The organism is Devosia sp. T2-14, assembly GCF_055397495.1.
Window position 1 is genome coordinate 1,720,377 of sequence record NZ_AP027921.1, and the last position, 23,696, is coordinate 1,744,072.

General features: G+C 63.9%; 21 protein-coding genes and 1 tRNA gene. 8 read left to right on the forward strand and 14 right to left on the reverse strand.

The window, feature by feature from the left end; all coding sequences use genetic code 11:
• Window positions 1-53 precede the first annotated feature (53 nt).
• From ACZ5WT_RS08500 to ACZ5WT_RS08520, 5 genes are read left to right on the forward strand one after another with little or no spacing between them, the layout of a single operon-like run.
• Window positions 54-1,040, forward strand: coding sequence for an ABC transporter permease (locus ACZ5WT_RS08500; protein WP_464286936.1), 987 nt, complete (start codon window positions 54-56; stop codon window positions 1,038-1,040).
• Window positions 1,037-2,242 (forward strand): ABC transporter permease, encoded by a 1,206-nt coding sequence (locus ACZ5WT_RS08505; protein ID WP_464286937.1) that lies wholly within the window; start codon window positions 1,037-1,039, stop codon window positions 2,240-2,242. The genes ACZ5WT_RS08500 and ACZ5WT_RS08505 overlap by 4 nt, the downstream gene beginning before the upstream one ends.
• Before the next feature lie 18 nt (window positions 2,243-2,260).
• The gene (locus tag ACZ5WT_RS08510) at window positions 2,261-3,253 is read left to right on the forward strand and encodes an ABC transporter ATP-binding protein (protein WP_464286938.1); all 993 of its coding nucleotides are present in this window, start codon (window positions 2,261-2,263) and stop codon (window positions 3,251-3,253) included.
• Window positions 3,250-4,257: an ABC transporter ATP-binding protein gene (locus tag ACZ5WT_RS08515; protein ID WP_464286939.1), complete on the forward strand. Its 1,008-nt coding sequence runs from the start codon at window positions 3,250-3,252 to the stop codon at window positions 4,255-4,257. Before ACZ5WT_RS08510 ends, ACZ5WT_RS08515 begins: the two co-directional genes overlap by 4 nt.
• A gap of 21 nt (window positions 4,258-4,278) precedes the next feature.
• Window positions 4,279-5,187, forward strand: a complete 909-nt coding sequence (locus ACZ5WT_RS08520; protein ID WP_464286940.1) for a LysR family transcriptional regulator — start codon at window positions 4,279-4,281, stop codon at window positions 5,185-5,187.
• Window positions 5,188-5,196: 9 nt separating this feature from the next.
• Here ACZ5WT_RS08520 and ACZ5WT_RS08525 read toward each other — a convergent pair whose 3' ends face one another.
• The 8 genes from ACZ5WT_RS08525 to ACZ5WT_RS08560 all read right to left on the reverse strand — a co-directional run bounded on the left by ACZ5WT_RS08525 (window position 5,197) and on the right by ACZ5WT_RS08560 (window position 15,178).
• A complete protein-coding gene (locus tag ACZ5WT_RS08525; RefSeq protein ID WP_464286941.1) occupies window positions 5,197-6,318 on the reverse strand; it encodes a M20 family metallopeptidase in 1,122 nt (373 codons plus the stop codon).
• Between the two features lie 10 nt (window positions 6,319-6,328).
• On the reverse strand, window positions 6,329-7,624 hold the full coding sequence (locus tag ACZ5WT_RS08530; RefSeq protein ID WP_464286942.1) for a hypothetical protein: 1,296 nt from the start codon (window positions 7,622-7,624) through the stop codon (window positions 6,329-6,331).
• A gap of 78 nt (window positions 7,625-7,702) precedes the next feature.
• Window positions 7,703-8,725 (reverse strand): ABC transporter ATP-binding protein, encoded by a 1,023-nt coding sequence (locus ACZ5WT_RS08535; RefSeq protein WP_464286943.1) that lies wholly within the window; start codon window positions 8,723-8,725, stop codon window positions 7,703-7,705.
• Window positions 8,718-9,725 carry an ABC transporter ATP-binding protein gene (locus ACZ5WT_RS08540; RefSeq protein WP_464286944.1) on the reverse strand — a complete coding sequence of 336 codons (1,008 nt, stop codon included), beginning with the start codon at window positions 9,723-9,725 and terminating at the stop codon, window positions 8,718-8,720. The genes ACZ5WT_RS08535 and ACZ5WT_RS08540 overlap by 8 nt, the downstream gene beginning before the upstream one ends.
• A gap of 6 nt (window positions 9,726-9,731) precedes the next feature.
• Window positions 9,732-10,640, reverse strand: coding sequence for an ABC transporter permease (locus ACZ5WT_RS08545; protein WP_464286945.1), 909 nt, complete (start codon window positions 10,638-10,640; stop codon window positions 9,732-9,734).
• Window positions 10,633-11,559, reverse strand: coding sequence for an ABC transporter permease (locus ACZ5WT_RS08550; protein WP_464286946.1), 927 nt, complete (start codon window positions 11,557-11,559; stop codon window positions 10,633-10,635). The genes ACZ5WT_RS08545 and ACZ5WT_RS08550 overlap by 8 nt, the downstream gene beginning before the upstream one ends.
• A 127-nt stretch (window positions 11,560-11,686) precedes the next feature.
• A complete protein-coding gene (locus tag ACZ5WT_RS08555) occupies window positions 11,687-13,303 on the reverse strand; it encodes a peptide ABC transporter substrate-binding protein (RefSeq protein WP_464286947.1) in 1,617 nt (538 codons plus the stop codon).
• Window positions 13,304-13,321: 18 nt separating this feature from the next.
• Window positions 13,322-15,178: a S41 family peptidase gene (locus ACZ5WT_RS08560; RefSeq protein WP_464286948.1), complete on the reverse strand. Its 1,857-nt coding sequence runs from the start codon at window positions 15,176-15,178 to the stop codon at window positions 13,322-13,324.
• Between the two features lie 445 nt (window positions 15,179-15,623).
• Here ACZ5WT_RS08560 and ACZ5WT_RS08565 point away from each other — a divergent pair, with 445 nt between their 5' ends.
• Window positions 15,624-16,325: a GntR family transcriptional regulator gene (locus tag ACZ5WT_RS08565; RefSeq protein ID WP_464286949.1), complete on the forward strand. Its 702-nt coding sequence runs from the start codon at window positions 15,624-15,626 to the stop codon at window positions 16,323-16,325.
• A gap of 15 nt (window positions 16,326-16,340) precedes the next feature.
• Here the strand turns inward: ACZ5WT_RS08565 and ACZ5WT_RS08570 are convergent, their stop codons facing one another.
• The 4 genes from ACZ5WT_RS08570 to ACZ5WT_RS08585 form a co-directional block, all read right to left on the reverse strand.
• Window positions 16,341-16,877 (reverse strand): DUF488 domain-containing protein, encoded by a 537-nt coding sequence (locus tag ACZ5WT_RS08570; protein WP_464286950.1) that lies wholly within the window; start codon window positions 16,875-16,877, stop codon window positions 16,341-16,343.
• A 123-nt stretch (window positions 16,878-17,000) separates the two neighbouring features.
• The gene (locus ACZ5WT_RS08575; protein WP_464286951.1) at window positions 17,001-17,228 is read right to left on the reverse strand and encodes a hypothetical protein; all 228 of its coding nucleotides are present in this window, start codon (window positions 17,226-17,228) and stop codon (window positions 17,001-17,003) included.
• Window positions 17,229-17,384: 156 nt separating this feature from the next.
• Entirely contained in the window at window positions 17,385-18,215 is an 831-nt protein-coding gene (pdxY, locus tag ACZ5WT_RS08580) for a pyridoxal kinase (protein ID WP_464286952.1), read from the reverse strand.
• Window positions 18,212-19,441, reverse strand: a complete 1,230-nt coding sequence (locus ACZ5WT_RS08585) for a benzoate/H(+) symporter BenE family transporter (RefSeq protein WP_464286953.1) — start codon at window positions 19,439-19,441, stop codon at window positions 18,212-18,214. The genes pdxY and ACZ5WT_RS08585 overlap by 4 nt, the downstream gene beginning before the upstream one ends.
• Before the next feature lie 93 nt (window positions 19,442-19,534).
• Between ACZ5WT_RS08585 and pdxR the strand changes: the two genes are divergently transcribed.
• Complete coding sequence (pdxR, locus tag ACZ5WT_RS08590) at window positions 19,535-21,031, forward strand: MocR-like pyridoxine biosynthesis transcription factor PdxR (RefSeq protein WP_464286954.1); 1,497 nt, start codon at window positions 19,535-19,537, stop codon at window positions 21,029-21,031.
• Window positions 21,032-21,134: 103 nt separating this feature from the next.
• Window positions 21,135-21,923, forward strand: coding sequence for a YggS family pyridoxal phosphate-dependent enzyme (locus ACZ5WT_RS08595; RefSeq protein WP_464286955.1), 789 nt, complete (start codon window positions 21,135-21,137; stop codon window positions 21,921-21,923).
• A gap of 124 nt (window positions 21,924-22,047) precedes the next feature.
• Here ACZ5WT_RS08595 and ACZ5WT_RS08600 read toward each other — a convergent pair.
• Window positions 22,048-22,124 (reverse strand) — tRNA-Arg (locus ACZ5WT_RS08600).
• 131 nt (window positions 22,125-22,255) lie between these two features.
• On the reverse strand, window positions 22,256-23,683 hold the full coding sequence (locus ACZ5WT_RS08605) for an ATP-binding protein (protein ID WP_464286956.1): 1,428 nt from the start codon (window positions 23,681-23,683) through the stop codon (window positions 22,256-22,258).
• Window positions 23,684-23,696: the final 13 nt, after the last annotated feature.

Below are 23,696 nucleotides of genomic sequence, written 5' to 3' on the forward strand. Positions count from 1 at the left end.
TCTTCGGATCGCCGCCCCTTCCGCCCTGACGTTGCATCCAGAAGGTCCAAGACATGCCGACCTACATCTTCAAACGCCTAGTCCAGTCAGCGATCGTCGTGCTGGTGCTGACGCTGGCGATTTTCCTGGGCATCTGGCTGATCGGCAACCCCGCCGATGCACTGGTTTCGCCCGACGCGACCGCGGCTGAACGGCAGGCGGCCATCGTGGCGCTGGGCCTCGATAAGCCCTTGTGGAGCCAGTATCTGGACTTTCTCAGCGGCCTGGTCCGCGGCGACTTCGGCAATTCGTTCGTCTATCGCGAGCCGGTCTCCAAGATCCTGCTGTCGCGCCTGCCGGCCAGCATCGAGCTGGCTCTGGCGGCCTTCGTGATCGCCGTTTCGGTCAGCATTCCGCTAGGCCTTTATGCCGGCCTGCGCCCCAAGTCGCGCGTCAGCCAGGGCATTATGGGTCTTTCCCTGATCGGGGTGAGCATTCCCCAGTTCTGGCTGGGCATGGTGCTCATCATCGTGTTCGGCATCAGCCTGGCGATTCTGCCGGTTGGCGGGCGCGGCGACACCGCGACCTATCTGGGCATCACCTCGAGCCTCTTCACGCTGGATGGCTGGGCGCATCTGGTGCTGCCGGCCTTCAACATGGCCCTGCTCAAGATGTCCCTGCTGATCCGCGTCACCCGCGCGGCCGTGATGGAAGTGTCGCGCCTCGATTTCGTGACCTTCGCGCGCGCCAAGGGCGTCCGCAACAGCCGCATCGTCACCCACCACATCCTGCGCAACGTGCTGCTGCCGATCATCACCGTGCTAGGCATCGAGATCGGCAACCTGATCGCCTATGCGGTGATCACCGAGACGGTGTTCTCCTGGCCCGGCCTCGGCCGGCTGCTCATCTCCTCGATCCAGGTTTTGGACCGTCCGATGATCCTGGCCTATCTGTGCTTCACGGCCCTGCTGTTCATCTTCCTGAACCTGATCGTGGACATCCTTTACACCGTGATCGACCCAAGGGTGCGCGACTCGATCAGCGCGGGAGGCGCAAAATGAACGCCCGTATTGCCGAGTTTTTCCGGGAATTTGCCGAGAGCAAGATCGCCGTTGTCTGCCTCGTTATCGCCATTCTGTTTGCCGGCTGTGCGGCATTCGCGCCCTGGATTTCGCCGACCGATCCCTATGATCTGGCCTCCATCAAGTTGAGCGACAGCAAGCTGGCGCCCGGCGCGAGCCAGACCGAGGAGAGCTCGCCAATCTCGATCAGTGTCAGCGCCAAGGATGGTGCGGCGGACGTGGCTGGAACCTCGCCGCAGGGCGATGCAATCACCACCCGGCTGGTGCCGCTAAGCGATAGCAAGCTGGCGCTGAGCATCGACGCGCCCGAGCTCGACATTGTTCAAGTCAAGCTGCGGTCCCTCCCGCTGGATGTGTCGGTGGAGGGCGCCCGCAAGCATCCGATCAAGTCCGAATGGACCATCGCTAATCCCGAAGGCGACATCATTCTTGAAACCGGCGGGCAGATCCCGGCCGTGCTCAACTTCACGCTGCAGGTGGAAGGGCGTTCCGCGGATACCGGCATGACCTTCGTGCTGGGCACCGACGGCTACGGCCGCGATATGATGTCGGCGATCATCTACGGCATCCGCATCAGCATTATCGTTGGCGCCATCGGGGCGATCGGCTCGATGGTGATCGGCACCTTCATGGGGTTGGTCGCGGCGTGGTTTGGCGGTCGGGTGGACTCGTTCATCATGCGCATTGTCGACTTCCAGCTGAGCATTCCCTCGCTGATGGTGGGCCTGCTGGTGCTGACCATCCTGGGCAAGGGTGTCGACCGCATCATCATCGCCATTATCCTGATCCAGTGGACCTATTTCGCCCGCACGGCGCGGTCGGTGGCGCTGGCGGAACTGCGCAAGGATTATGTCGAGGCGGCCAAGTGCCTGCGCTTCCCGGCCTGGCGTATCAATGTGAAGCACATCCTGCCCAACTGCCTGCCGCCGCTGCTGGTGATCCTCACCATCAACGTCGCCAGCGCCATCACGCTCGAGGCGTCGCTGAGTTTTCTCGGCGTGGGCTTGCCGCTCACCCAGCCCTCGCTGGGGATGCTGATCTCCAATGGCTACGAATACATGTTCTCCAACATGTACTGGATCGCGATCTATCCGGGGCTGGTGCTGCTGGCGATGATCGTTTCGATCAACGTGGTGGGCGACCGCCTGCGCGACATGTTCAACCCACAGCTCAAGAGGTAGGCGAAAATGACAGAAGCTATGTCTGATCAGCGCCCCGCGCTGCTGGAGGTGGAGAACCTCAACACCTGGTTTTACACCCGCAAGGGTGTGGTCAAATCCGTGCGCGACGTTTCGTTCACCGTCGCCAAGGGCGAAGTGGTCGGCGTGGTGGGCGAGTCCGGCTCTGGCAAGTCGGTGACGGGCCTATCGATCATGGGTTTGATCGACGCGCCGGGCAAGATCGTCTCGGGCGCCATCCGCTTTAACGGAGAGGACCTGACCCAGCTCAGCGACGAGGAGTTGCGGCACTATCGCGGCGCCAAGATTGCCATGATCTTCCAGAATCCGATGATGACGCTGAACCCGGTGCACACGGTCGGCGCGCAGATGGCCGAGGCAATCAGCGAGCACGAGGATCTGCCCAAGGCAGAAATTCACCGCCGCTGCGTCGAGGCGCTGAAGGCGGTGGGCATCCCCTCGCCTGAAGAGCGGCTCAAGGCCTATCCGCATGAATTCTCCGGCGGCATGCGCCAGCGCATCGTGATCGCCACGGCGCTGGTGACCCGCCCCGATCTGATCGTGGCGGACGAACCCACGACGGCGCTGGACGTGACCATCCAGGCGCAGATCATCCACCAGACGCGCAAGCTCATTGATGAAACCGGGACCGGCATGATCTGGGTATCGCATGACCTGGCGACCGTGTCGGAATTGGCCGACCGCGTGGTGGTGATGTATGCCGGTACGATCCTCGAGATCGGCACCACCGACGAGATCATCACAGCGCCCAAGCATCCCTATACCCAGCAGCTGCTGAACTCTGTTCCCTCGCGCAACACGCCGGGCCAGCCGCTCTATCAGATCCCCGGGATCATGCCGTCGCTGATGAGCCTGGGCGAAGGCTGCGCCTTTGCCAGCCGCTGCAACCGCCGCCAGCCGGAATGCGATGCACCGGTGCCGGCCGTGGCCTATTCGGCAACCCAGACGGTGCGCTGCATCAACCCCGACCTCAGCCAGGAGAGCTTGCCATGAGCGAGGCATCGTCAACGCCGGTCATTTCTGCGCGCAATCTGAGCAAGGTCTTCCCGCTGCCGACCGGCATTGTCCAATCCGTCGCCAACCGGATCAACCGGCGCCCCGGCAAGGTGGTGCGTGCTGTCGACAATGTCTCGCTGGACGTGTTCAAGGGCGAAACGGTCGGCATCGTGGGCGAGTCCGGATGCGGCAAGTCCACGCTGGCGCGCATGCTGGCGGGCATTTCGGGGGCCAATGGCGGCGAATTTCTCTACAAGGGGCAGGACTATTCCAGCTTCCTTAGGAATGCCGCCGACGCGCTCAAGGTCCAGATGATCTTCCAGGACCCTCAGTCCTCTATCAATCCACGCCTGCGCGTCATCGACATCATCGGCGAAGCCCCGGTTGCCCATGGCCTGATCCGGCGCGACCAGAAGGAAGCCTATGTCCTGCAGTTTCTGGAAAAGGTCGGGCTGAGCCCGGAATTCCTGCATCGCTACCCGCACCAGTTTTCGGGCGGGCAGCGCCAGCGCATCGGCATTGCCCGGGCTTTGGCGGTCAATCCCGAATTGCTGATCTGTGATGAGTCCGTGGCGGCGCTGGACGTGTCCGTGCAAGCACAGATCATCAACCTCTTCATGCAGATCAAGGCGGATTTCGGCCTGACCATGCTGTTCATCAGCCATGACCTGGGGGTGATCCGGCACCTGTGTGACCGGGTCATGGTGATGTATCTGGGGCGGGTGGTGGAGGTCGCCAGAACCGAAGAGCTCTTCGCCAATCCGCGCCATCCCTATACCCGCATGCTGCTCGACGGCATGCCCAAGATTGCGACGGGCCGGCGGGAATTCCTGTCTATCGAGGGCGAAATTCCCTCGCCGATCAATCCGCCCAGCGGATGTCACTTTCATCCGCGGTGCTCACTGCGCACCGAGCAGTGCTCGTCAGTCAAACCGGAACTGGAAACTCTTGAGGATGGACGTCATATTGCCTGCCTGAACTGGCGAGGGAGTGCGTCCTGAGCCCCGCGCCAGGATGTATTTATGCCCCCTGCCATGATCGCCAATATTAATCTCAAGCGCCTGTATCAATTCCAGATCTTTGCAGAACTGGGGAGCGCCTCGAAGGCCTGTGCCTTTCTGGGCATCAGCAATCCTGCTCTGACCCAGAGCATCGGGCGGCTCGAAGACGAGCTCAACACGGTGCTGTTCGACCGCAGCACGCGTCCGTTGCGGCTGACCATCAGCGGGGAGCACCTGCTGGCCTATGCCCGCAAGATACAGCTCGATACCGCCGGGCTTTATGAGCAGCTGCAACTGGAGCAGGGGGGCCAGTCCGGCATCATTCGCCTGGGCTGCGGCACGCGCTGGATGGTCGAGATCATCCCCCGCGTGGTGGGGCGCTTCATCAAGGCCTATCCCGATATCCGGCTATCCATCCAGGTCGCGCAGATGGACGAACTGGTCAAGCTGCTCGACGATCAGCAGATTTCGCTGATGTTTGGCACGACCGACAGTGTCCGCCGGTTCAGCCACCATCAGGTAACGCCCGTGGGGGCCGATCATTTCACGGTGGTCGCGCGTCTCTCGCATCCACTGCACAAGCGCAAAAATCTCAGCCTGGCGGACCTTGCGGGGGAGCGCTGGATCATCGGTGGCCCGGCCACGACATCCACCATCATCCTGCGCCAGGCCCTGCGCGATGCGGGGCTGAGCAACATCGTTCCGGCCGTCGAGCTGTCCGACACGCTGTCGGTCGCCAACATGCTACGGAACGGCGACTTCGTCAGCATCTTCACCCATTCGACGGTGCGAAACCTGGCCGAGATCGGCGAGTTGCCGATCGGCTTCCAGCTTCCACAAAGCAATTCCGGCGCCATCTGCCTCGCCGACCGCGTCCTGTCGGTGCAGGAAAAGGCGCTGGTCGAATACGTCGCCGCAGAGTTCAGCTGAACTCTGGCCCTATTTGAGCGTCAGCATGAGATCGCGCAGCAATTCGGTGCGGGGTCGCAGGCTGGTGAGGTCGATCCATTCATCGAGCGTATGGGCGCCGCCGCCAACGGGGCCAAGACCATCGAGAACCGCGGCATGCGGTGCCACCAGGTTCGCGTCGCTGCCGCCGCGGCCGAGGCCACCGGTCAGCTCGAAACCGATGCGCGCGGCCGCGTCCTGCGCGGACTGCAGCAGGCCGGCGATGCGCTCGGTCATTTCATAGGGCAGGCGCCAGATGCCGCCGGCATAGTGCACCGAGACATCGGGGTCGACCGCGGTCATTCCCGTCAACCGTGCCAGCATTTCCTCGGCATTGGCCGTTGTCGTGACGCGCACGTCCACCCGGGCAACGGCTTTTTCGGGCACGACATTGGCCCGGGTGCCGCCCGAGGCCGTGCCCACATTGACGGTGATGTCGCGGTCATAGTCGGTCAGGGCTTCGAGCGCGATGATCTGGTGCGCCAGTTCGCGCAAGGCGCTGCGCCCCATGCGGTGATCAACGCCCGAATGTGCCGGAACGCCCTGCACGTTGAGATCGAACTTGAGCGAGCCGGTGCGCGACGTCACCACGGAATCGAGCGACTCCGTGCCCTCGGCAACCAGCACATAGCTGGCCTTGCGTGACTGTTCGGCGATGATCTCGCGGCTGGTCTGGCTGCCCATCTCCTCGTCGGGAACATAGAGGAATGTCAGTGGTAGATTGGGCTGGGCGCCTGAGCGCAGAATGGCGCGGGCCGCTTCAACCGCCATGCAGCCGCCCCCCTTCATGTCGAAGACGCCTGGCCCTTCGAGCCTGTCGCCGACGCGGCGGATGGGGAAGCGATCGAGCGTGCCGAGCGAATGCACCGTGTCGATATGGGAGATGACCAGGACACCCGGTTCATCCCTGTTGCCCCACGGGGCTCGGGCAATCAGCTTGTCGCCGCGCTTGCCGAAACCGGCAATGCGCTCGACCTCCATGCCAAGGTCACGATGCAGCGCCTCGACATGCGAGATCATCGCATTGACGTGTTCGGGCTGATCAGTGGGGCTTTCGATTGCGGCCCAAGCCTCGATATCGGCGATGATCGCCTCGACTGAAATATCGCTCATCGGGCCGCCCCTATGCCTTTGCCACGAAATCGCTCACGTCCAGCAAGTAGAGCTGCCGGCTGCCCTCATGGACCGAGTCAAAGCAGATCTGCTGGTTGTCGCGGCTCCAGCGCGGATGCAGGTCGCAGCGGTTGTGCTTGCCCAGATCGGGCGGGGTGTAATAGTCGCCCAGGTCATGCCGGGTGCCAGTCTGGGTATCGAACAGGAACAGGATGCGCTTGTCGGTGACCTTGTCCGGATAAGTATCGGAGAGGATCCAACGGCCATCGGTGGAATAGGTCATGTGGCCGTTCTCGGTCAGGACGCCGTCCCCCACGATCTGCACGTCGCCGGTTACGTCATTGTAGAGGTGATAGTGAATGGCCCCATCATGCGGCCCCCAGACGATGATCTCCTCGTCGGATTTCCACATCGGGTGGGAGATCTGGTACTCGGACTTTTCGTAATCGAAAATGCCCATGGCGTTGGGATCGAAGTCGGCGGCAAGCTGGGGCAGCGGGTGATCGGTGCATTCATGCAGGCGCAGGCCTGACCCATCAGCATTCATGCTGAACAGCCGGTGCAGGAAGCACATTTCGTCTTCCACCCGCTCGGTCCAGCGGTGGATGAACAGGAAGCGCGTGCCGCTCGGATTGACCTCGAGGTGGGTCACCCAGTGCAGCGCCCTGTCCATCGAGGGCAGCGGCTGGAAGTTGCGCAGGTCGGCGAGGCTGACAACGAGGCGCGCCTCCCCGGTTTCGAGATCCATCCAGGTGATGCCGTCCTCGGCAGGCGCCAGTTCAAGCGGCAGCGCCGTGCTGGTCGGCGCATAGCCAATGGTGCGATGGGTGATCCAGAACCGCGAATAGTTGACCGAGAGCGCGAAGCGACCGTTGGGCGCAACCACATAGACCGGCAGCGGTAGTTCCCGCGTTTCGCCGGTTTCGACATCGAGAATGGTCGAGCGGAAATCCGAGTTCATGTTGCTGGGCGCCAGCGACGGGTTGCTGGCGCGGGTGTTGAAGATCACCTTGTTTTGCTGGCCCAGCCACTGCAACTGGCAGCCCATTTGCCAGTTCCATGCGCTGGTCTCGCCGAGCTTGTGGAACGCCCCGCCATTGGCCAGGTCGTAATAGCCCACTTCGGCGGTCTCGGTGCCGGTCAGGTCGCCGGTCATCATCGGCACGCGATTGGCGAGCAGCCGGGTATCGTCGAGGCTGAAATTGCTCTTGTTGTAATAGCCAAAAAAGCTGTGCTGCTCCCCGGCGCCGACACGCTTTGCAACCTGTGAGAATACCGGGGTCTGGGCTGAATTGGTGACGGTCATAAAGTCTACTCGAAATAGGTCGTGGGCAGGTGTGGCCTGCTTGGGTCTGATGGTGTGGGGCCGATCCGAAATCCGCTATCAGAGCGGCTCCGGATGGTGGCAGGCCACCTGGTGGTTCTCGGCAACGCTGGTCGGCTGCAGCTGCGGATCGATCTGGCTGCACAGGGCGGTTGCCTTCCAGCACCGCGTCCGGAAGCGGCATCCCGAGGGCGGGTTGGCGGCGCTCGGCGGATCGCCCTGCAGGGTAATGCGCTTGCCCCGCGCGCCCTTGGCATGGTCGGGGCTGGGCACTGCCGAGAGCAGGGCCTGCGTATAGGGATGGCGCGCCTGCCCGAAAACGGCATCGCGTGGCCCGATCTCGACGATCCGGCCCAGATACATCACGGCAATCCGCTCGCTGACATGGCGCACCACCGACAGGTCGTGGCCGATGAAGATGAAGGTCAGGCCCAGTTCGCGCCGCAGGCTGTCCAGCAGGTTGAGAACCTGCGCCTGCACGGAGACGTCCAGCGCTGACACGGGTTCATCGAGGATCAGCACCTTGGGCTTGAGCACAAGGCTTCGCGCGATGCCGACGCGCTGGCGCTGTCCGCCGGACAGCTGGTGCGGGTAACGATTGGCATGCCGGCTATCGAAACCGACGCGATCGAGGATCGCCATCACCTGCTCGCGCCGCTCGGCGGGAGGCAGGTTGAGGCCATTGACCAGCAATGGCTCTTCCACGATCTGGCGGACCGTCATGCGCGGGTCGAGCGAGGCGTAGGGGTTCTGGAACACCAGCTGCACGTCGCGCCGCCAGCGCCGCAGGTCTTCTCCCTGAAGGCCGAACACTTCCCTGCCGTCGAAGCGGAACGAACCGGCAGTCGGGGTCAGCAAGCGCATCAGGGCATTGGCCATGGTCGACTTGCCGCAGCCGGATTCGCCGACGACGCCAAGGCCCTCGCCGCGCTGCACGGAAAAGGAAACGTGGTCCACGGCCTGGATCGGCTTTTTCTTGCGCTGCAGAATGCCGCCGCGCACCGGGAAATGGCAGACCAGGTCGGTCACTTCGATCAGCGGCTGGGCGTCGGCCACGGCCGCGACGGGCGGGTCACTAAGCATTGGCAAGCACCTCTTCGCTGAAATGGCAGGCGGCCGTCCGGCCGGGCGCAACCTCGCGCAGGATCGGGCGCTCCTGGCTGCAAATGTCACGGCGCATCGGGCAGCGTGGGGCAAAGGCGCAGCCACGCGACACGTCGGCCAGGCTTGCCGGGCGTCCGGCAATCACCGGCAATTGCGGCGTGGCTACATCCATGCGCGGCACGCAGGCGGCCAGGGCCTTGGAATAGGGGTGTGCGGCCGTGTTGAGGATGGCCTCGGGCGTGCCCAGCTCGATCACGCGGCCCGCATAGAGCACGGCCACCCGGTCGGCGACTTCAGCGACCACGCCGAAATCGTGGGTCACCAGCATCATGCCCATCCGGCGCTCGACCTGCAGCGTCCGCAACAGGTCGAGAATTTGCGCCTGCACGGTCACGTCGAGCGCCGTTGTCGGTTCGTCGGCGATGAGGAAACCCGGCTCCAGTGCGATGGCCATGGCGATCATCACGCGCTGGCGCATTCCGCCGGACAGTTGGTGGGGGAAATCCCGCGCCCGCGCCGCGGCATCGGGTAGGCCCACGCTGGCGAGCAGGTCGATGGCGCGGCTTCGCGCGTCGGCCCGGCTCATGCCCAGATGCGAGCGGAACATCTCCGCGACCTGCCAGCCCACGGTGTAAACGGGGTTGAGCGCGGTTGGGGCGTCCTGATGCACCATGGCCATTTGCGGCCCGCGCAACTGGCGGCGGCGGTCATCGGGCATGGCCAGCAGGTCTTCGCCACGAAAGCGAATGCCGCCACGGGTGATGCGACCGGCACGGGGCAGGATGCCCATCACGGCCATCGCCGTCATGCTCTTGCCGGCGCCGGATTCGCCCATCACGGCGAGGATCTCGCCCGCCGCAACCGAGAATGAAACGCCATCCAGAATGGGAACCGCATGGCTCTTGCTGCCGATGGCGACCGACAGGTCTTCGATCTGGAGGAGCGGAGCGCCGGTATTTTCAGGTGCTGAATTGGACATGAGACCTTACCGGGACCGAGGATCGAAGGCGCGCCGCACGGATTCCCCCAGCAGAACCAGGGAGAGAACGGTGATGATCAGCAGCAGGCTTGGGAACACCAGCATGTGGGGAGCGCTGGACAGATAAGGCTGCGCGTCGCTGATCGCGGTCCCCCACGAAATCACCGGCGCCTGCAGGCCGAGGCCCAGATAGGACAGGGTTGCCTCGGTGCCGACATAGCCGCCCAGCGACAGGGTCGCCATCACCAGCAGCGGCGCCATCGAGTTGGGCAGCACGTGCCGCAGCGCGATCCAGAAGTTGCCCGCACCGGCGGTGCGCGCCGCGCGCACATATTCGGCCTGCTTGGTTTGCAGCACGCTGGCGCGCATCAGGCGGGACTCCGTTGCCCAGCCGAGAACCGACAGCACCAGCGCCAGCCGGACAATCGGCCAGACCGTGCCGCTGTCCTGCGCCGAACCGAGGGTCGCGAGGATAACGATGGCGCCCAGCAGCGTGGGCAGGCCGAGTACAACGTCGGTCAGGCGCGACAGCACGGCATCGGTGGAGCCGCCGTAAAAGCCGGCGATCAGCCCGACAATGCCGCCGATCAGCGTGCTGCCGATGGTTGCCAGGAACGACACCGACAGCGAAGCGCTGGCGCCATGGATGGTGCGCGAAAACACGTCGCAACCCTGAATGTCAAAGCCAAACCAGTGCCCGAATTCGGGCGGCTTGCGCGCCTTCATCAGGTCGCAATAGCGCGGGTCGACGGAGGTGAACAATCCAGGCGCAAAGGCCATGACGAACAGCACGGCCAGGATGGCCAGCGCGACCCAGACCATGGGCGAGCGCGCCAGCAGGGCCATGGCCTCGCCGGTCAGCGACTGGTCCTTGATCTCGCGCTCGGGGAGCCCCTCTACGGCGGAATTAGTCATAGCGGATCCTTGGGTCGAGGGCCGCATAGGCGACGTCGACGATCAGATTGATGAGGAGATAGGCCACGACGATCACGGTGACCGCGCCAACGATGGTCACGCCGTCATGGCTGCGGATCGAGCGGACGATCAGGCCGCCGACGCCCTGGATGTTGAAGACGCTTTCCACGACAACCGCACCGGCAACCAGGCCGCCAATATCCTTGCCGATATAAGTGACGACCGGGATCAGGCTGTTGCGCAGCACGTGGATGCCTACGATGCGCGAGGGCTTGAGCCCCTTGGTATGGGCCGTGCGCACATAGTCGCTTTCGAGGCTTTCCAGCACGGCGGTGCGCGTCAGGCGCGACAGTGTCACCTGGTGCCCCAGCGCTAGCACGATGGCCGGTAGCAGCAATTGGTAGAGGTTCGTCGTGTCGTTGACGGTGACGGGGAACCAGCCGAGCCGCACGCCGAAGATCAGCTGCGCCAGGTTGGCAATGACGAAGCCGGGAAAGGCGATGATCACCAGTCCGACCAGCAGGTTGCTGGTGTCGAACCAGCGCCCCGGGCGCAGCGCCGACGCCACGCCGATGGCCACGCCGAAGACGACTTCGATCAGCACCGCCAGCAGCGCCAGCCGGATGGTGGCCGGAAACGCCGCCATAAGCTGTTCGCTCACCTGCCGGCCGGTGAAGGAGGTCCCCAGATCCCCCTGCACGAGGTCAACGATGTAATGGCCGTAGCGAACCACCAGAGGCTGATCGAGGTGGAACTGTTCGGTCGCCAGCGCGACATAGGCCTCCGGACATTCCCGGTCGCCGCATTTGCCCGCCAGCGGATCGCCCGGCATGCCCCAGGCCAGGCAAAAGACGACAAAAGTGGTGCCGAGCAGCACGGGCAGAAACTGCATCAGCCGCCGTATGATGTACCCAGTCATTTACGCTCAATCACCTCTTCTTCGCACAGGCGTGCGGACCGCAACCGGCGGTCTCTGTATGGGAGCCGCCGGCTTCGCGTCTGTTCGGCACGGTTTTGGAGAGGCCGTTGGGGCCTCTCCGTCGTGCTTAGTTCAGGACAATGCTCGCATAGTCGATGCGGCCGTTGGACTGCACCAGCAGGCTGTTGATCTTGGCCGAATGGCCGATCGTGGTCGCAGGGTTCCACAGCGGAATGCGCGGCAGGTCGTTGGCAAGCAGGGCCTCGGCTTCCTGATACGACTTGATCGCATCTTCACGGTTCTGGGTGTCCGCCTTGGCGATCAGGGCGTCGAAAGCCGGGTTGGTGTAGGAACCGCGGTTCGACGAGCCGCTGCTCGAGTAGATCGGCACGATGGCGTTGTCGATCGAGGGGTAGTCCATGGTCCAGTTGGCGGGGAACGGACCGGTCGCTTCACCCGAGCGGGTCAGCGTGCGGAACGAGGCATTGTCTGCCAGCGCCGAGGTCAGGCATTCGATCGCAAGGGTGTTGCGGATGCTGTTGCAGATCGCGTCCATCGCGGGCTTCGCGTCGGAATCGCCGGCATAGAAGATCTTCATGTCGCCGGTATAGCCGCCGGCAGATGCCAGCAGTTCCTTGGCCTTTTCAGGATTGTAGGTGCAGAACTCGCCGCAACCGCCTGCCTGATAGCCCTCGACGCCGGGTGGCACCCAGCCGGTCGCCGGTGCTCCGATGCCGCTGAAGATGACATCGATAATGGTCTGGCGGTCGATTGCCATGGAAATGGCCTGACGGACTTCGGACTTGGCCAGCTGCGGATTGGCATCGCCCCAGGGCATGCCCAGACCGCGGGTCGAGGCCTGTGGCTGCACCACAACGCGGCCCTCGAGATCACGTTCCCACTGACCTTCGACGAGCTTGGACTGCGGAATGCCCGACATCATGTCGAGATTGCCAGCGACCAGGTCGTTATAGGCGGATTCGTTGCTCGTATAGATGCGCATGTCGATGCCGGCGATCGCAGGCTTCTCGCCGAGATAGTCGGCGAAAGCGACCAGCTTGTAGCCGGTGTCCGGTGCGCCCGATTCCATCTTGAACGCGCCAGCGCCGATTGGGTGCTTGCCGAACGCGACCGGGTCCGCAAAGAAGGCGGCGGGGAAGGGTGCAAACGCCTTGTAGGTCAGCTGCGCCGGAAAGCCGGGCACGGCATTCTTCAGCGTGATCGTGAACTGATGATCGTTGATGATCTGCAGGCCGCTCATGGCATTGACGGTCGGCTCGGGAGCCTTGCCGCCATCGGTGGCCTTGGGGTTCAGGTCGGCATAGCCGACGATGTCAGAAAACCAGTCATTGGTGGCCTGGCCGTTGGGCGCGTATGCAGCCCAGTTCCATGCATCCACAAAGCTCGCTGCGGTCACATCGCTGCCGTCGTGGAACTTCCAGCCCTTCTTCAGGGTGACGGTGAAGACGGTGTTGTCGGTGGATTCAATGCTCTCGGCGATGTCATTGATCACCGCGCCCGTCTTGGAATCGGTCGTCACCAGACCGGCCAGGATCGGGTCGAGAACGTCCGAACCGCACGATTCAGTAGTGTTGGTCGGGATCAGCGGCGCGGCAGGCGCGCAGGCGGTCACCGAAATCCAACCCTCTGGGGTCTGCTGGGCCATTGCCGGCGCCATGCCGGTGGCCGCGGTCATCAGGGTGGCTGCCGATAGAGCGGCCAGCCATTTCTGCGTATGCTTCATTCGATACTCTCCCTAGTTTTAGTCGAAATTCGACGCGTTTTTGCTTTGGTGGCAGCGCTTGATGCGCTCCAACGCTCGAAGAACCAGCGGATCGCCCGCCAGGTCGTGTCGCCACTGCTCCAGTGTCGGCCACAGGATTTCCTGAGGAACGACGCCGTGGTTTTCGTAGAGATCGCCACCAATCATGCCGCTGGCCATGGTGGAGATCTGGATGGTCGTGCTGCTGCCCGGCAGCATACTGCGGCGGGCAAAGCCGCTGCCGCCGGCCGTGGGCGTTCCCAGCAAGGTGACGCCGGGAACTGCGGCCAGGGACGACGCAAAAATGTCGGAGGCGCTGTAATTGCGGATGTTGGTGAGCAGGATCACCGGGCAATCCAGCTGCACGTCGCCATGTTCGGGCAGCCGCTCGGCGATCAGCAGGTTGAGCGGGCCGAAGCGCTCGTCCTCCGGCGCGGGCCATTCGGGAACATGCCGGGCTTCGAAAGCCGCGGCGGCAGCGCGCGCGGGCGCGCTCCAACCCGACCAGTCCCAGGGCCGCATGAAGCGCCCCTGCAGCACATCTTCAACCCGGGCCGGGTCCTCACCGATATCGCGGCGCAGCCGCGCCCATGAGGTCACGATCGCCGCGTTCGGCGGCACCAGATATCCGATGACGGCGCGGAGCAGGTCCCGGCTGCCGCCGCCATTGTCGCGGATATCGATCACCAGCCCCTTGGCCGAGGAAAAGTCACGCATGGCGGCATGCGTCGCCGCGACGGCGACGGGGTCGGAGGTCATCTGCCCGCGCAGGGCCAGATAGCCAACATCGCCATCAAGCCATCGGCTTTCCACCGGCGGCACGGAGGCCTTTGGATCTGTGGTCACGAGATCCACCACGCGATCCACCCAGGAACTGCCAGCGTCGTCGCTCAGCGTCACGGCCGCGCGCCCGCCTGCCACGACTGCCCCAACCAGCGGCGCGAGTGCGCCGACGCGGCGCAATTCGCGCGCCATCCAGTTGCGGCGCATGGCCGTTGTGCCGCGCGGCACGGCGCGACGTGCAGCGCGCATCCACTCGCGGATCGGGACGCCGGCCATGGCGGTGATGAAAGGATGATCGGGATCGAGTAGCGCCCGGCGGTCGGAAACCACCGCCACTGGCGCATCGTCGATCCAGTCGATCTGGAAGGGCAGGACGCCCCGGACCAGCAAGTCACGATCGGCCGAGTCGACGCGCGTATGGCCGTCGCCGAGCAGGACCATCAGGTCGCGCATGCGCTCGATATGATCTTGCCGGGCAATCGGGACCGCCGTGGCGCGCATCAGGTTCAGCCGCGCAAGCCACTCACCGGGAACGTGATCCCAATAGGCAAAATCGCGCCTCACCAGGCGCTCGAGCACATTGAGATCGAGCACCACCTGCGCCGCCGTGAGGGCTTCGGCAGGCGCGCCAAGGTGCCCAAAATCGGCAATGGCCGCCTGCGCGTCGGGCGCGTCCACTACGCCATCGCCGACAAGGAAAAACCAGATGCTGGTGACGAGGCCCTCTGCCGTGGCCGGAACGCGCTGCTCGCCCACCCCCGCCCGGGTGATCCGATAATCGTCTTCGGCCTCAACACCGGCAGCGGCCGCGACTGCGCAGAATTCGGCTACCAGCATGCGCTGCCAGTCGCGACGCCCCGTGTCCACAGCAGCGTCAACTAGACGTTCAACGGGAACGCCGTTGACCGACAGCAGCGCTGCCCACTTCCCGGCCAGGTAGACTTCGGGCAGTGGCGAGCCGGACCAGCGCCATGCGGCTACAGGCGAGACCGGGTGCTGCGACGGCACGACGCCGCCCAATGGCAGCAGTTGCCGGACGGGATCCGCAATAGTCTCAAAGAGATCGTTCCTCACCAGCCGACTCCTCATGCCCAACCGAACGCCTGCGCCCGGATAGCCCTGGTTCGGCAACGCGGCCATAGCCTCCCGCGCCCGAACTCCCATTTCCGCAATTCTGTCCTGCCAAGGCAACTTGCGGATACTTGTCGTCTTGTATACATAATTGAGAATGATCGACAAGATGGATTGGGGAGGGAACTGCACAATCCCGCACAGGCCGACCGGGCCGCTGGGGAAGTTCCCCGCCGCTTGCAGTTTCCCTCTGTGAACCTTTGGAAATGTCAGGCAAAGAACGAGGCCGTGGACCACTGATCTGGACCAAGCGGCGCGACGCGCTTTCCTGACGAACGCAATACTGATGACCTGAACTGCCGACGGTTTCTTTCAAGGCCCGCCGCAATGCTCTACCGAGATTGGCAATGCCGAATGCAACCGTCTGCCTCTGATTAGAGTGCTACAAATGGACATTCGCCCGCCGACATATTTGTCGAGTTTTGAAAGCGCGAACCGCGCCATTCCGCTGTTCGATCGGTTCATTGCCTGGGTCTGCGATCCGGCGCGCGCCGACGGGGTCTTTGTCACCGAGCAGGAACTGACCAGCCTGCTCGATATCAGCCGCACGCCGATGCGCGAGGTGCTGCATCAGGCCCAGATGATCGGCCTTATCCGCCGGGAACCCAACCGCTCGATTGAAATTCCGGCCCTGACCCTCGAGGACATGGAGCAGCTTTCCATCACGCGCGAGCATCTTGAGGCGCTGATCGCTATGAGCGTTGCCGAGCGTGTCGCCAACGGCACCGTGCCGATCGAGCCCCTTGACAAGATCCACCGTCGGATCCGCGCGCTCGCCCAGATTGGCGATATGGAACTGCAGCTCCAGGCCGGTCTTGAGTTCCACGCCCTGATGCGCGTGATGTCAGGCAACGCCGTCGCGGCCCGCCTGCTCGATCAGCTGATGATCGGACTGGAGCGCTACCGCCAGCTGGTCGCCGACAGCCCTGGCCGTGGCGACGAAATCGTCGGCGAGCACGAACTGATCCTGGAAGCCGTCGCGGCCGGCGACGCCCCCCGCGCCGCCCAGGTCGCCCGCGCCCACATCGAGCAGGCCCGAATTCTCTACCGCGATGTCCTGAAAAGGCGTCTGGCGGCCCCCAACGCCTGATCCCTCGCAGCAGGGTCAGGTGACCGCAGCCGGGTAGGTGAGCTTGCCGTCGGGCGAGGGGACGGCGCCTGGGGTCATGGTGGAGTGCTCGGTTCGTCCGGGTGACATCAGGTGGTCTACCGCGTGGCCATTCGCAAGCAGGTAGTCGGTGATGATTCTGCGGTGGCAGCGCCACCAGACCGCTTCGGAGCACATGATCGCCAGGCGCTGTTTCCGGCCCGCAGCGATCAGCTGCTGCAAGGCGGCCGCGAAGGCGTCGGTGAGGGCGTAGTCGGCATAGTTGTGGAAGCTGCGTTCGTGCCAGAACCCGTTGGTCTGCTCGTCGATGCCCCGCTGCTTTGCGCGCAGGCCGCCAAGGGCGGGGTAATGCTCGTAGCCGATCTGCGCTTTTGCCAGGTCAGCGGGCAGGGTGTCGATGTTGAAGACGGGATTGGCGTGGGAGCGTGGCAAGGTCCGAACGTCGACCAGCAAGGACACCTCGGCGGCGCGCAGCATCTCGATCAGATCATCAAGGGATCGATTGGAGTGCCCAATCGTCAGGAAGCTTGTCATCGCGAGCCAATGCACTAAAGCCCCGCATGCTGGGCACCGAGAAGGGGCGACAAAAAGGTGCAGCGCCCGGGGGGCGCTACGAAGACCTAACGTGTCGGCGGGGAGCCGGTTCCTGGGCCGCTGTCAGGCCTGATAACCGTCGAGGCGATGGGCCAAACGGCCCTGCCGCTCGAGCATCCCGATCAGGACGGCCCTGACGGTTTGCTCGACGGGGGCGTGGCCATGCGGCAGCCGCAAGTTCTTGCCGTTGATATGGGCGTGGATGACACCGTTTTCGATGTAATAGGTTGCCTTGTGCTCCTCGCCCTCATGCGTGACGGCGAGTTCGAGGACGACGTTTTCGGGAAACATGAAAAGCTCCATGCGCAAAACCGCTTCCGGGGAAGGACACCTGTCGTGATTGCGCAGGGAACGCCCGGAAAACAGCAAGGTCAGAGTGCCCGCAGGGCAACAGCTTGGTCCGGTCGAGAAGGAGGCTACTCCTCTGCCGGACCAGAGTCGAACGAATTAGGGTCTGCCGATCACTTGCAAGTCTGCGACGGATAATTGCATCTCGCGCGTCCCCGCGGCGATGGTCCGCCGCAGCACCCGGGTTACCGCACTGGCGGCGCTTCGCGTTGATGAAACCAGATCGTTGCCGCCCGAGAGGGATGAAGCCAGCAGGCCCGTGAACAGATCGCCGGTGCCGGCGGGCACGATAGGCAGGCGCGGAGAGGGCAGGCGGGTCACGCCGGCGGGCTCGAATACGATGTTCTCGAGACAATCGGGCGGCGTGTCGGCAAACAGGCAACTGGTCACGACGATCCGGGCACCATCCCGGCGTGGAAGGATTTGGATCGCGCGGTGCAGATCATCGACATCGCGTGGTATCCCGCCAGTCAACAGGCTCACCTCGAACAGGTTCGGGGTCAGGATGTCGGCCATGGGCGCGAGGCTGGACGTGATACATTCGACGACGGTATCGGGCACGAAAGTTCCCGTATGCGCGTCGCCCATGACGGGGTCGCAGATATATTCGATCCCGGGATTGCGCTGCCGGGCCTGGCGCACGAAATCGGCGACCACCGCGCCATTGGCGGCGGAGCCGAGATATCCCGAGAAGATATATCTGCTGGTTTCGACGAGCCCGCGCTCTTCGACGCCGGTCAGTAAATCCGCGACGAGACTGGCATCAAGCACCTGGCCGCGCAGGGTTTCATAATGCGGGTTGTTCGATAGCAATACGGTCGGCACAGCAGCGACCAGCAGGCCATTGACCTGCATGGGGAACACCGCGGCGCTGTTGCCGACATGACCATGCACGACCTGGCTTTGGATCGAAATGACGGAGCCGGTCATGACTTGGCCTCGCCCGTGAGCGCCGATGCGACCTGCCGGTTCTTGAAATCAACGTTGAGCAGGAGGTAGGCCGAGAGACCAATCACCAGGCCCCAGAAGGCGCCGCCGATCCCGAGCAGCTGGATATTGGCGGCCGAAGCCAGGAAGGTGATGAGGGCGGCTTCGCGTGTCGTTGGATCTGCCAGAGCGCCCGCGAGGCTGTTGCCGATCGTTCCCAGCAGGGCCAATCCGGCCAGTGTGGTGATGAAGGTGGCGGGAAAGGCCGTGAAGACAGCCGCCAGGGTCACGCCGAATATCCCGATAACCGTATAGAAGAGGCCAGCGGCAATCCCGCCGATCCAGCGCTTCGACGGATCCTCATGGGCTTCCGGACCCGTGACGATGGCCGCCGTGATTGCCGCAATGTTGAAGGCATGGGAGCCGAATGGCGCCATGACCAGTGAGCCCAGCCCCGTCAGCGTGACAATGGGGTTGGCGCTGGTCGTGAAGCCATCATTTCGCAGCACCAGCATGCCGGGCACATATTGGCCGGAGAGCGTGATCAGGAACAGGGGCAGAGCGACGCTGAGCAGGCTGTTCAGGGTGAATTCCGGCATGGTGAAAATCGGTGCTGCCAGGTTCAGCTCCAGCCCGGAAAGGTCGACGCGATTCTGGCTGATCAGGAAGACCAGGCCCAGCAGCAGAATGCCGACGACGGCATAGCGCGGGGCCAGCCGCTTCAGGACGAGGTAGGCGCCGATCAGCAGGCCGACCAGCACCGGGTCCAGCGAGGCGGCACCAAAAGCACCAATGCCGAATTGCAGGAGCACGCCTGCCAGCAGGGCCGAAGCGATGCCGAGCGGAATAATGCGGATCAGCCTGTCGAACTGGCCCGATAGCCCGAGCGCGACGAAAGCGGCCGCCGAGACGATGTAGGCGCCGATCGCCTCGGCATAGGGTGTCGTCGCCAATGCGGTGACCAGAAAGGCGGCGGCGGGCGTCGACCATGCGGTGATGATCGGCTCGCGATAGCGCCAGCTCAGCACCAGCCCGGTAATGCCGACGCCAATCGAGACCGACCACACCCACGAGGCCGTCAGGCCAGGACTCAGGCCGGCGACCTGCGCCGCCTGGAAAACCAGGATGAACGTGCCGCCGTAATTCACGATCACCGAGATCATGCCCGCCACGATCGGGGGGAGAAGGTCGGCGAGGCGAGCGGCGGGGGCGGAGATTTGAGTCGGCATCACGTTCAGATTAGGTAGCGGTCGGTCGAACTTGACTTTTACGGCGCAATTGGACTGTTCTATCCGGCCATTTCGGCAAAACTGGGCAGACCATTGTTCAAGCACACGCAGCTGGAATCTGTTAAGGCGGATATTGCCCGCCCGGAATATGCCGCCATGCCCATCCACGGCCGGGTGCAACGGGCGATAAAGCAGCTCATTCTCGATGGAGTGCTGGTTCCGGGCAAGCCGCTGCCCGCTTCCCGTGCGCTTGCGCAGTCGCTTTCGATATCGCGCGATACAGTCGAGGCGGCCTACAGCCAGCTGCATTCTGAAGGCTTCATCCTGCGCAAGGTGGGCAGCGGCAGCTTTGTCGCCGAGATGCCCGAGCTTGCGGGCCGGCGCCGGGCCCAATCGCGGCAGGTGCCGTCGCAGGGGCGCAGGCCAGGCCTGAGCCGGAGAGGAGAGGCCGCCATCGCAGGCGGCGGTGTGCGCAGCGCCCAGTCCGTCGTGCCCTTTGCTCACGGCGTGCCGGAAACGCTGACCTTTCCCATGGCGGTCTGGGAACGGCTGGAGCGGCAGGTCTATAAGGAAATGGGCGCGGCTGCGCTGCAGGCGGGCGATCCGCAGGGCGCTCTGCGGCTGCGCCAGGCGATTGCCGACCACATCAACCTCGAACGGGGCGCCAAGGCCACGGCAGCCCGCGTGTTGGTGCTGACCAGTTCGCAACAGGCCCTGGCGCTCTGCGCCAGCGTGTTGTTCGATCCCGGCGATGCGATCTTCATCGAGGACCCCGTCTATCACGGGGCGCGAAGGGCATTCGATGCGGCGGGGCTCCGCTGCCTGCCAGTGCGGGTCGATGAGGAGGGTATTGTCGCCGAGGCGGTCATCGGATCGAGCCAGCCGGCCAAGGCCATCTTCCTCACGCCCTCGCACCAGTTCCCAACCGGTGCAACGCTGGCCCTCGACCGGCGGCTTGCGCTGGTGGAGTGGGCCAACCGCCAGGGCGCCTGGATCATCGAGGACGACTACGACAGCGAGTTCCACTATGCGGGCAAGCCGACCGCCTGCGTCCAGGGGCTCGATCCGCATGATCGCACCATCTATATCGGGACGTTCACCAAATCGCTCTTTCCCGGCCTGCGGATTGGCTATGCGGTCCTGCCGCCGCAGCTTGTCGAGCCGATGACACTCGCCCGCACGCTGCTCGACGGCCACACGGCGACCATCCCGCAATACACCCTGTCCAGGTTCATGGAGAATGGGCATTTCGGGTCGCACATCCGGGCGATGCGCAGTCTCTATGCGGCGCGGCTGGATGCGCTGGTCAAACTGGTGTCGCGTCATCTCGGGGCGTGGGTGGAGCCGCGCAGGCCGAGCGGGGGGCTGCAGATGCCGTGCTTCCTCAAGGCCGAACTGGACGAAGCTTCCGTGCTCGCGGCCGCACGCGCGGAGGGAATCGAACTGATGGGGCTCTCGGGCTTGCATGCGTCTGGCGATGGCGCGGCGGGGTTTCTTATGGGGTTTGCCGCTTACGACCCCGGCGAGATGGAACTGGCGGTGGTCAAGCTGGCCCGCATCATGGCGTCCATGGCCCAGGCAGGTCGCTAAGCGCCACGATTGGTCTGCCGCGCCAGCCGCAAGTGGTGGGGAATACTGCGGCGCCGATCGCTCAAGATGCCCGGACCTTGATTACTGCCCGGAATAGCGAGTGATGGTGGACCAGAGCAACAGGCTGTCGGAGGCCGATATCCAGCGCTTCGGCACCGACCCCGCAAAGACCTTTGGGGCGAACCTGCTCGCCGTTCAAGACCGCATCGCGCTTGCAGCCCGCCGGAGCGGCCGGTCCGTCGACAGTGTTAGGCTGCTGCCGGTGACCAAAACCGTGCCGGCCCACATCCTGCGATTTGCCCACCAGGCCGGCATTGCCGATTTCGGGGAAAACAAGCTGCAGGAGGCGCGCGACAAAAGCGCTGATCTCGCCGATCTGGACATACGCTGGAGCATCGTCGGCCATCTGCAAACCAACAAGGTCAAATATCTGGTGAGGCTCGCCGCCGAATTTCACGCCCTCGACAGCGTCAGGCTGGCGGCGGAACTGGAGCGCCGGCTCGAGGCCGAAGGCCGAACCCTTGATGTCTATGTGCAGGTCAATACGTCGGGGGAGGAAAGCAAGTTCGGTCTCTCGCCCGATCAACTCCTGCCGTTTATCGAACGCCTGGAGGCCTATCCCCGCCTGCGGCCGAAGGGGCTGATGACATTGGCCATCTTCTCGGCTGACACGGAAAAAGTGCGGACGTGCTTCCGCCTGCTTCGAACGCTGCGGGACCAGGCCGAGCGCCTGAACGCGCAGATCACCGAGCTCTCAATGGGCATGTCCGGCGACTTCGAAGCGGCAATCGAGGAGGGGGCCAGCGTGGTCCGTGTCGGCCAGGCCATCTTCGGTCGCCGGCCAGGTAGTGACGCGGAATACTGGCCCGGTCTGATTCCGGCGAATTACTGAGAGTGACGGATAATCAGCCTCTGCCCGCGGAGGCGAGACGTCAGGATTTCTGGCTCAAAGCCATCGTCATGATATGTACTTATGGAAGTGCAATAGAGCCCGCGTCAGCAGCTCTCGTTCCAAATGGCGCGCCCGAAGAGATTCGAACTCCTGACCCCCAGATTCGTAGTCTGGTGCTCTATCCAGCTGAGCTACGGGCGCGCATTACCGTGTTTGGAACGGTGGTTTCCGGGGAGCGCTAAGTGCGTCTTGTCCGGAACGGCGCAACCCATACATGGGTGGTTGGGGGTTGGCAAGCGACCCGTCACAGTTTTTTGCTAATGCTCACAACCCTATGCCCGAATGCGGCGCGCGGCGGGCAGGATCAGGTCGAATCTGGTGCCGTGTTCCTGGTCGACCAGAACCAGCCGTCCGCCGTGGGCTTCCGCGATTTCCCGGGCGATTGCCAGCCCCAGCCCGGTGCCACCAGCACGCGCCGAGCCCTCAAAAGCGACGAAGAGATTTTGTCGCGCACGGGGTGGCAGGCCCGGCCCGTTATCCACAACCGAGAGTGTAACACCCTCCTCATTCTCGCTGACCAGCACCGAAACCTCGGGTGCGGTGGTGGCGGAACTCGATTCGAGTGCCTCGCGCGCATTCTTGAGCAGGTTGAGAAAAACCCGGCCGAGCTGGTTGGCATCGACGTCGAGCACCAGATCCTCGGGGGCGCCATTGCTGAAGACAATGCTGGGATGGCCTACGAGGCGCGCGTCGAAGGCGGCCTCGTCAATCAGGCCACGAATCGCCACCGGGGCCAAAGCGGGCGGCGCTGCGGTTTCGCGGCCGTAATCGAGCACGGATTGCGCAAAGCCGATCGCGCGGTCGAGGGTTGTCACCAGTCGGGGCGCCAGCCGCTGGACCTTGGGGTCATCAAGCGTCGCCACCTGGTCGGACAGCAATTGCGCCGAGGTGAGGGTGTTGCGCAGGTCATGATTGATCTTGGCGACGGCCAGCCCGAGGTCTGCCAGGTGCCGCCGCTGGCGCAGCATGGAGAACAGGTCTGATTCCATCGCCGCCAACTCGCGCTCGACAATGCCGATCTCGTCGCGCCGGTTCGAGGGTACAATCACCAGGCTGGCATTTTCCGGCGCCTGCCGGAACGCCAGGATATTCTGGGTCAGCCGGCGCACCGGATCGATGAAGAGATAGCTGGCCATCAGATAGAGCGCGACCGCGGTGGCGGCGGCGATGGCAAGCGACACGATGCCGATCTGGCGCGAATAGGCCAGCATGTCCTGCCGCAGGGGGCGCTCGAACATCAGCAGCTCGATCAGGCTGGTATCGATGTCGCTTTCCCCCACGATGCGCAGGGTGCGCCCGGGCGGGGCAAACAGGGTGTCGATGGTGCCCAGCAGAAGAGTCATCGGGTCGCGCTGGCGCATGTCCGCGGTGACGACGGCGTCGGGGGTGATCGGGTTGGCCAGTTCGATCAGCTGGGTCTGCCCCTCGCGGCGATAGACGATGGCGTGGGCGCCAGCGGAGGTCAGCAGGCGGTCGGTGAGGTCGCGCGGCATGGCCATGACATCGGGCACCGCATCAAGCACGCGGGCGGCCACGACGCCGACTCGTAGCCGATCATCCAGCCAACTGACGCGGAAGCTGGCGAGCATGGGCAGGTAGACCACGATCTCGACCAGAAGGATCACCGCGATGATCGTGGCGATGAGCTTGTTCGAGAGGCCGGAAAACCGGCCGGGCAGGACGCTACGTTCGGCTGTCATTTCAACCCATTAT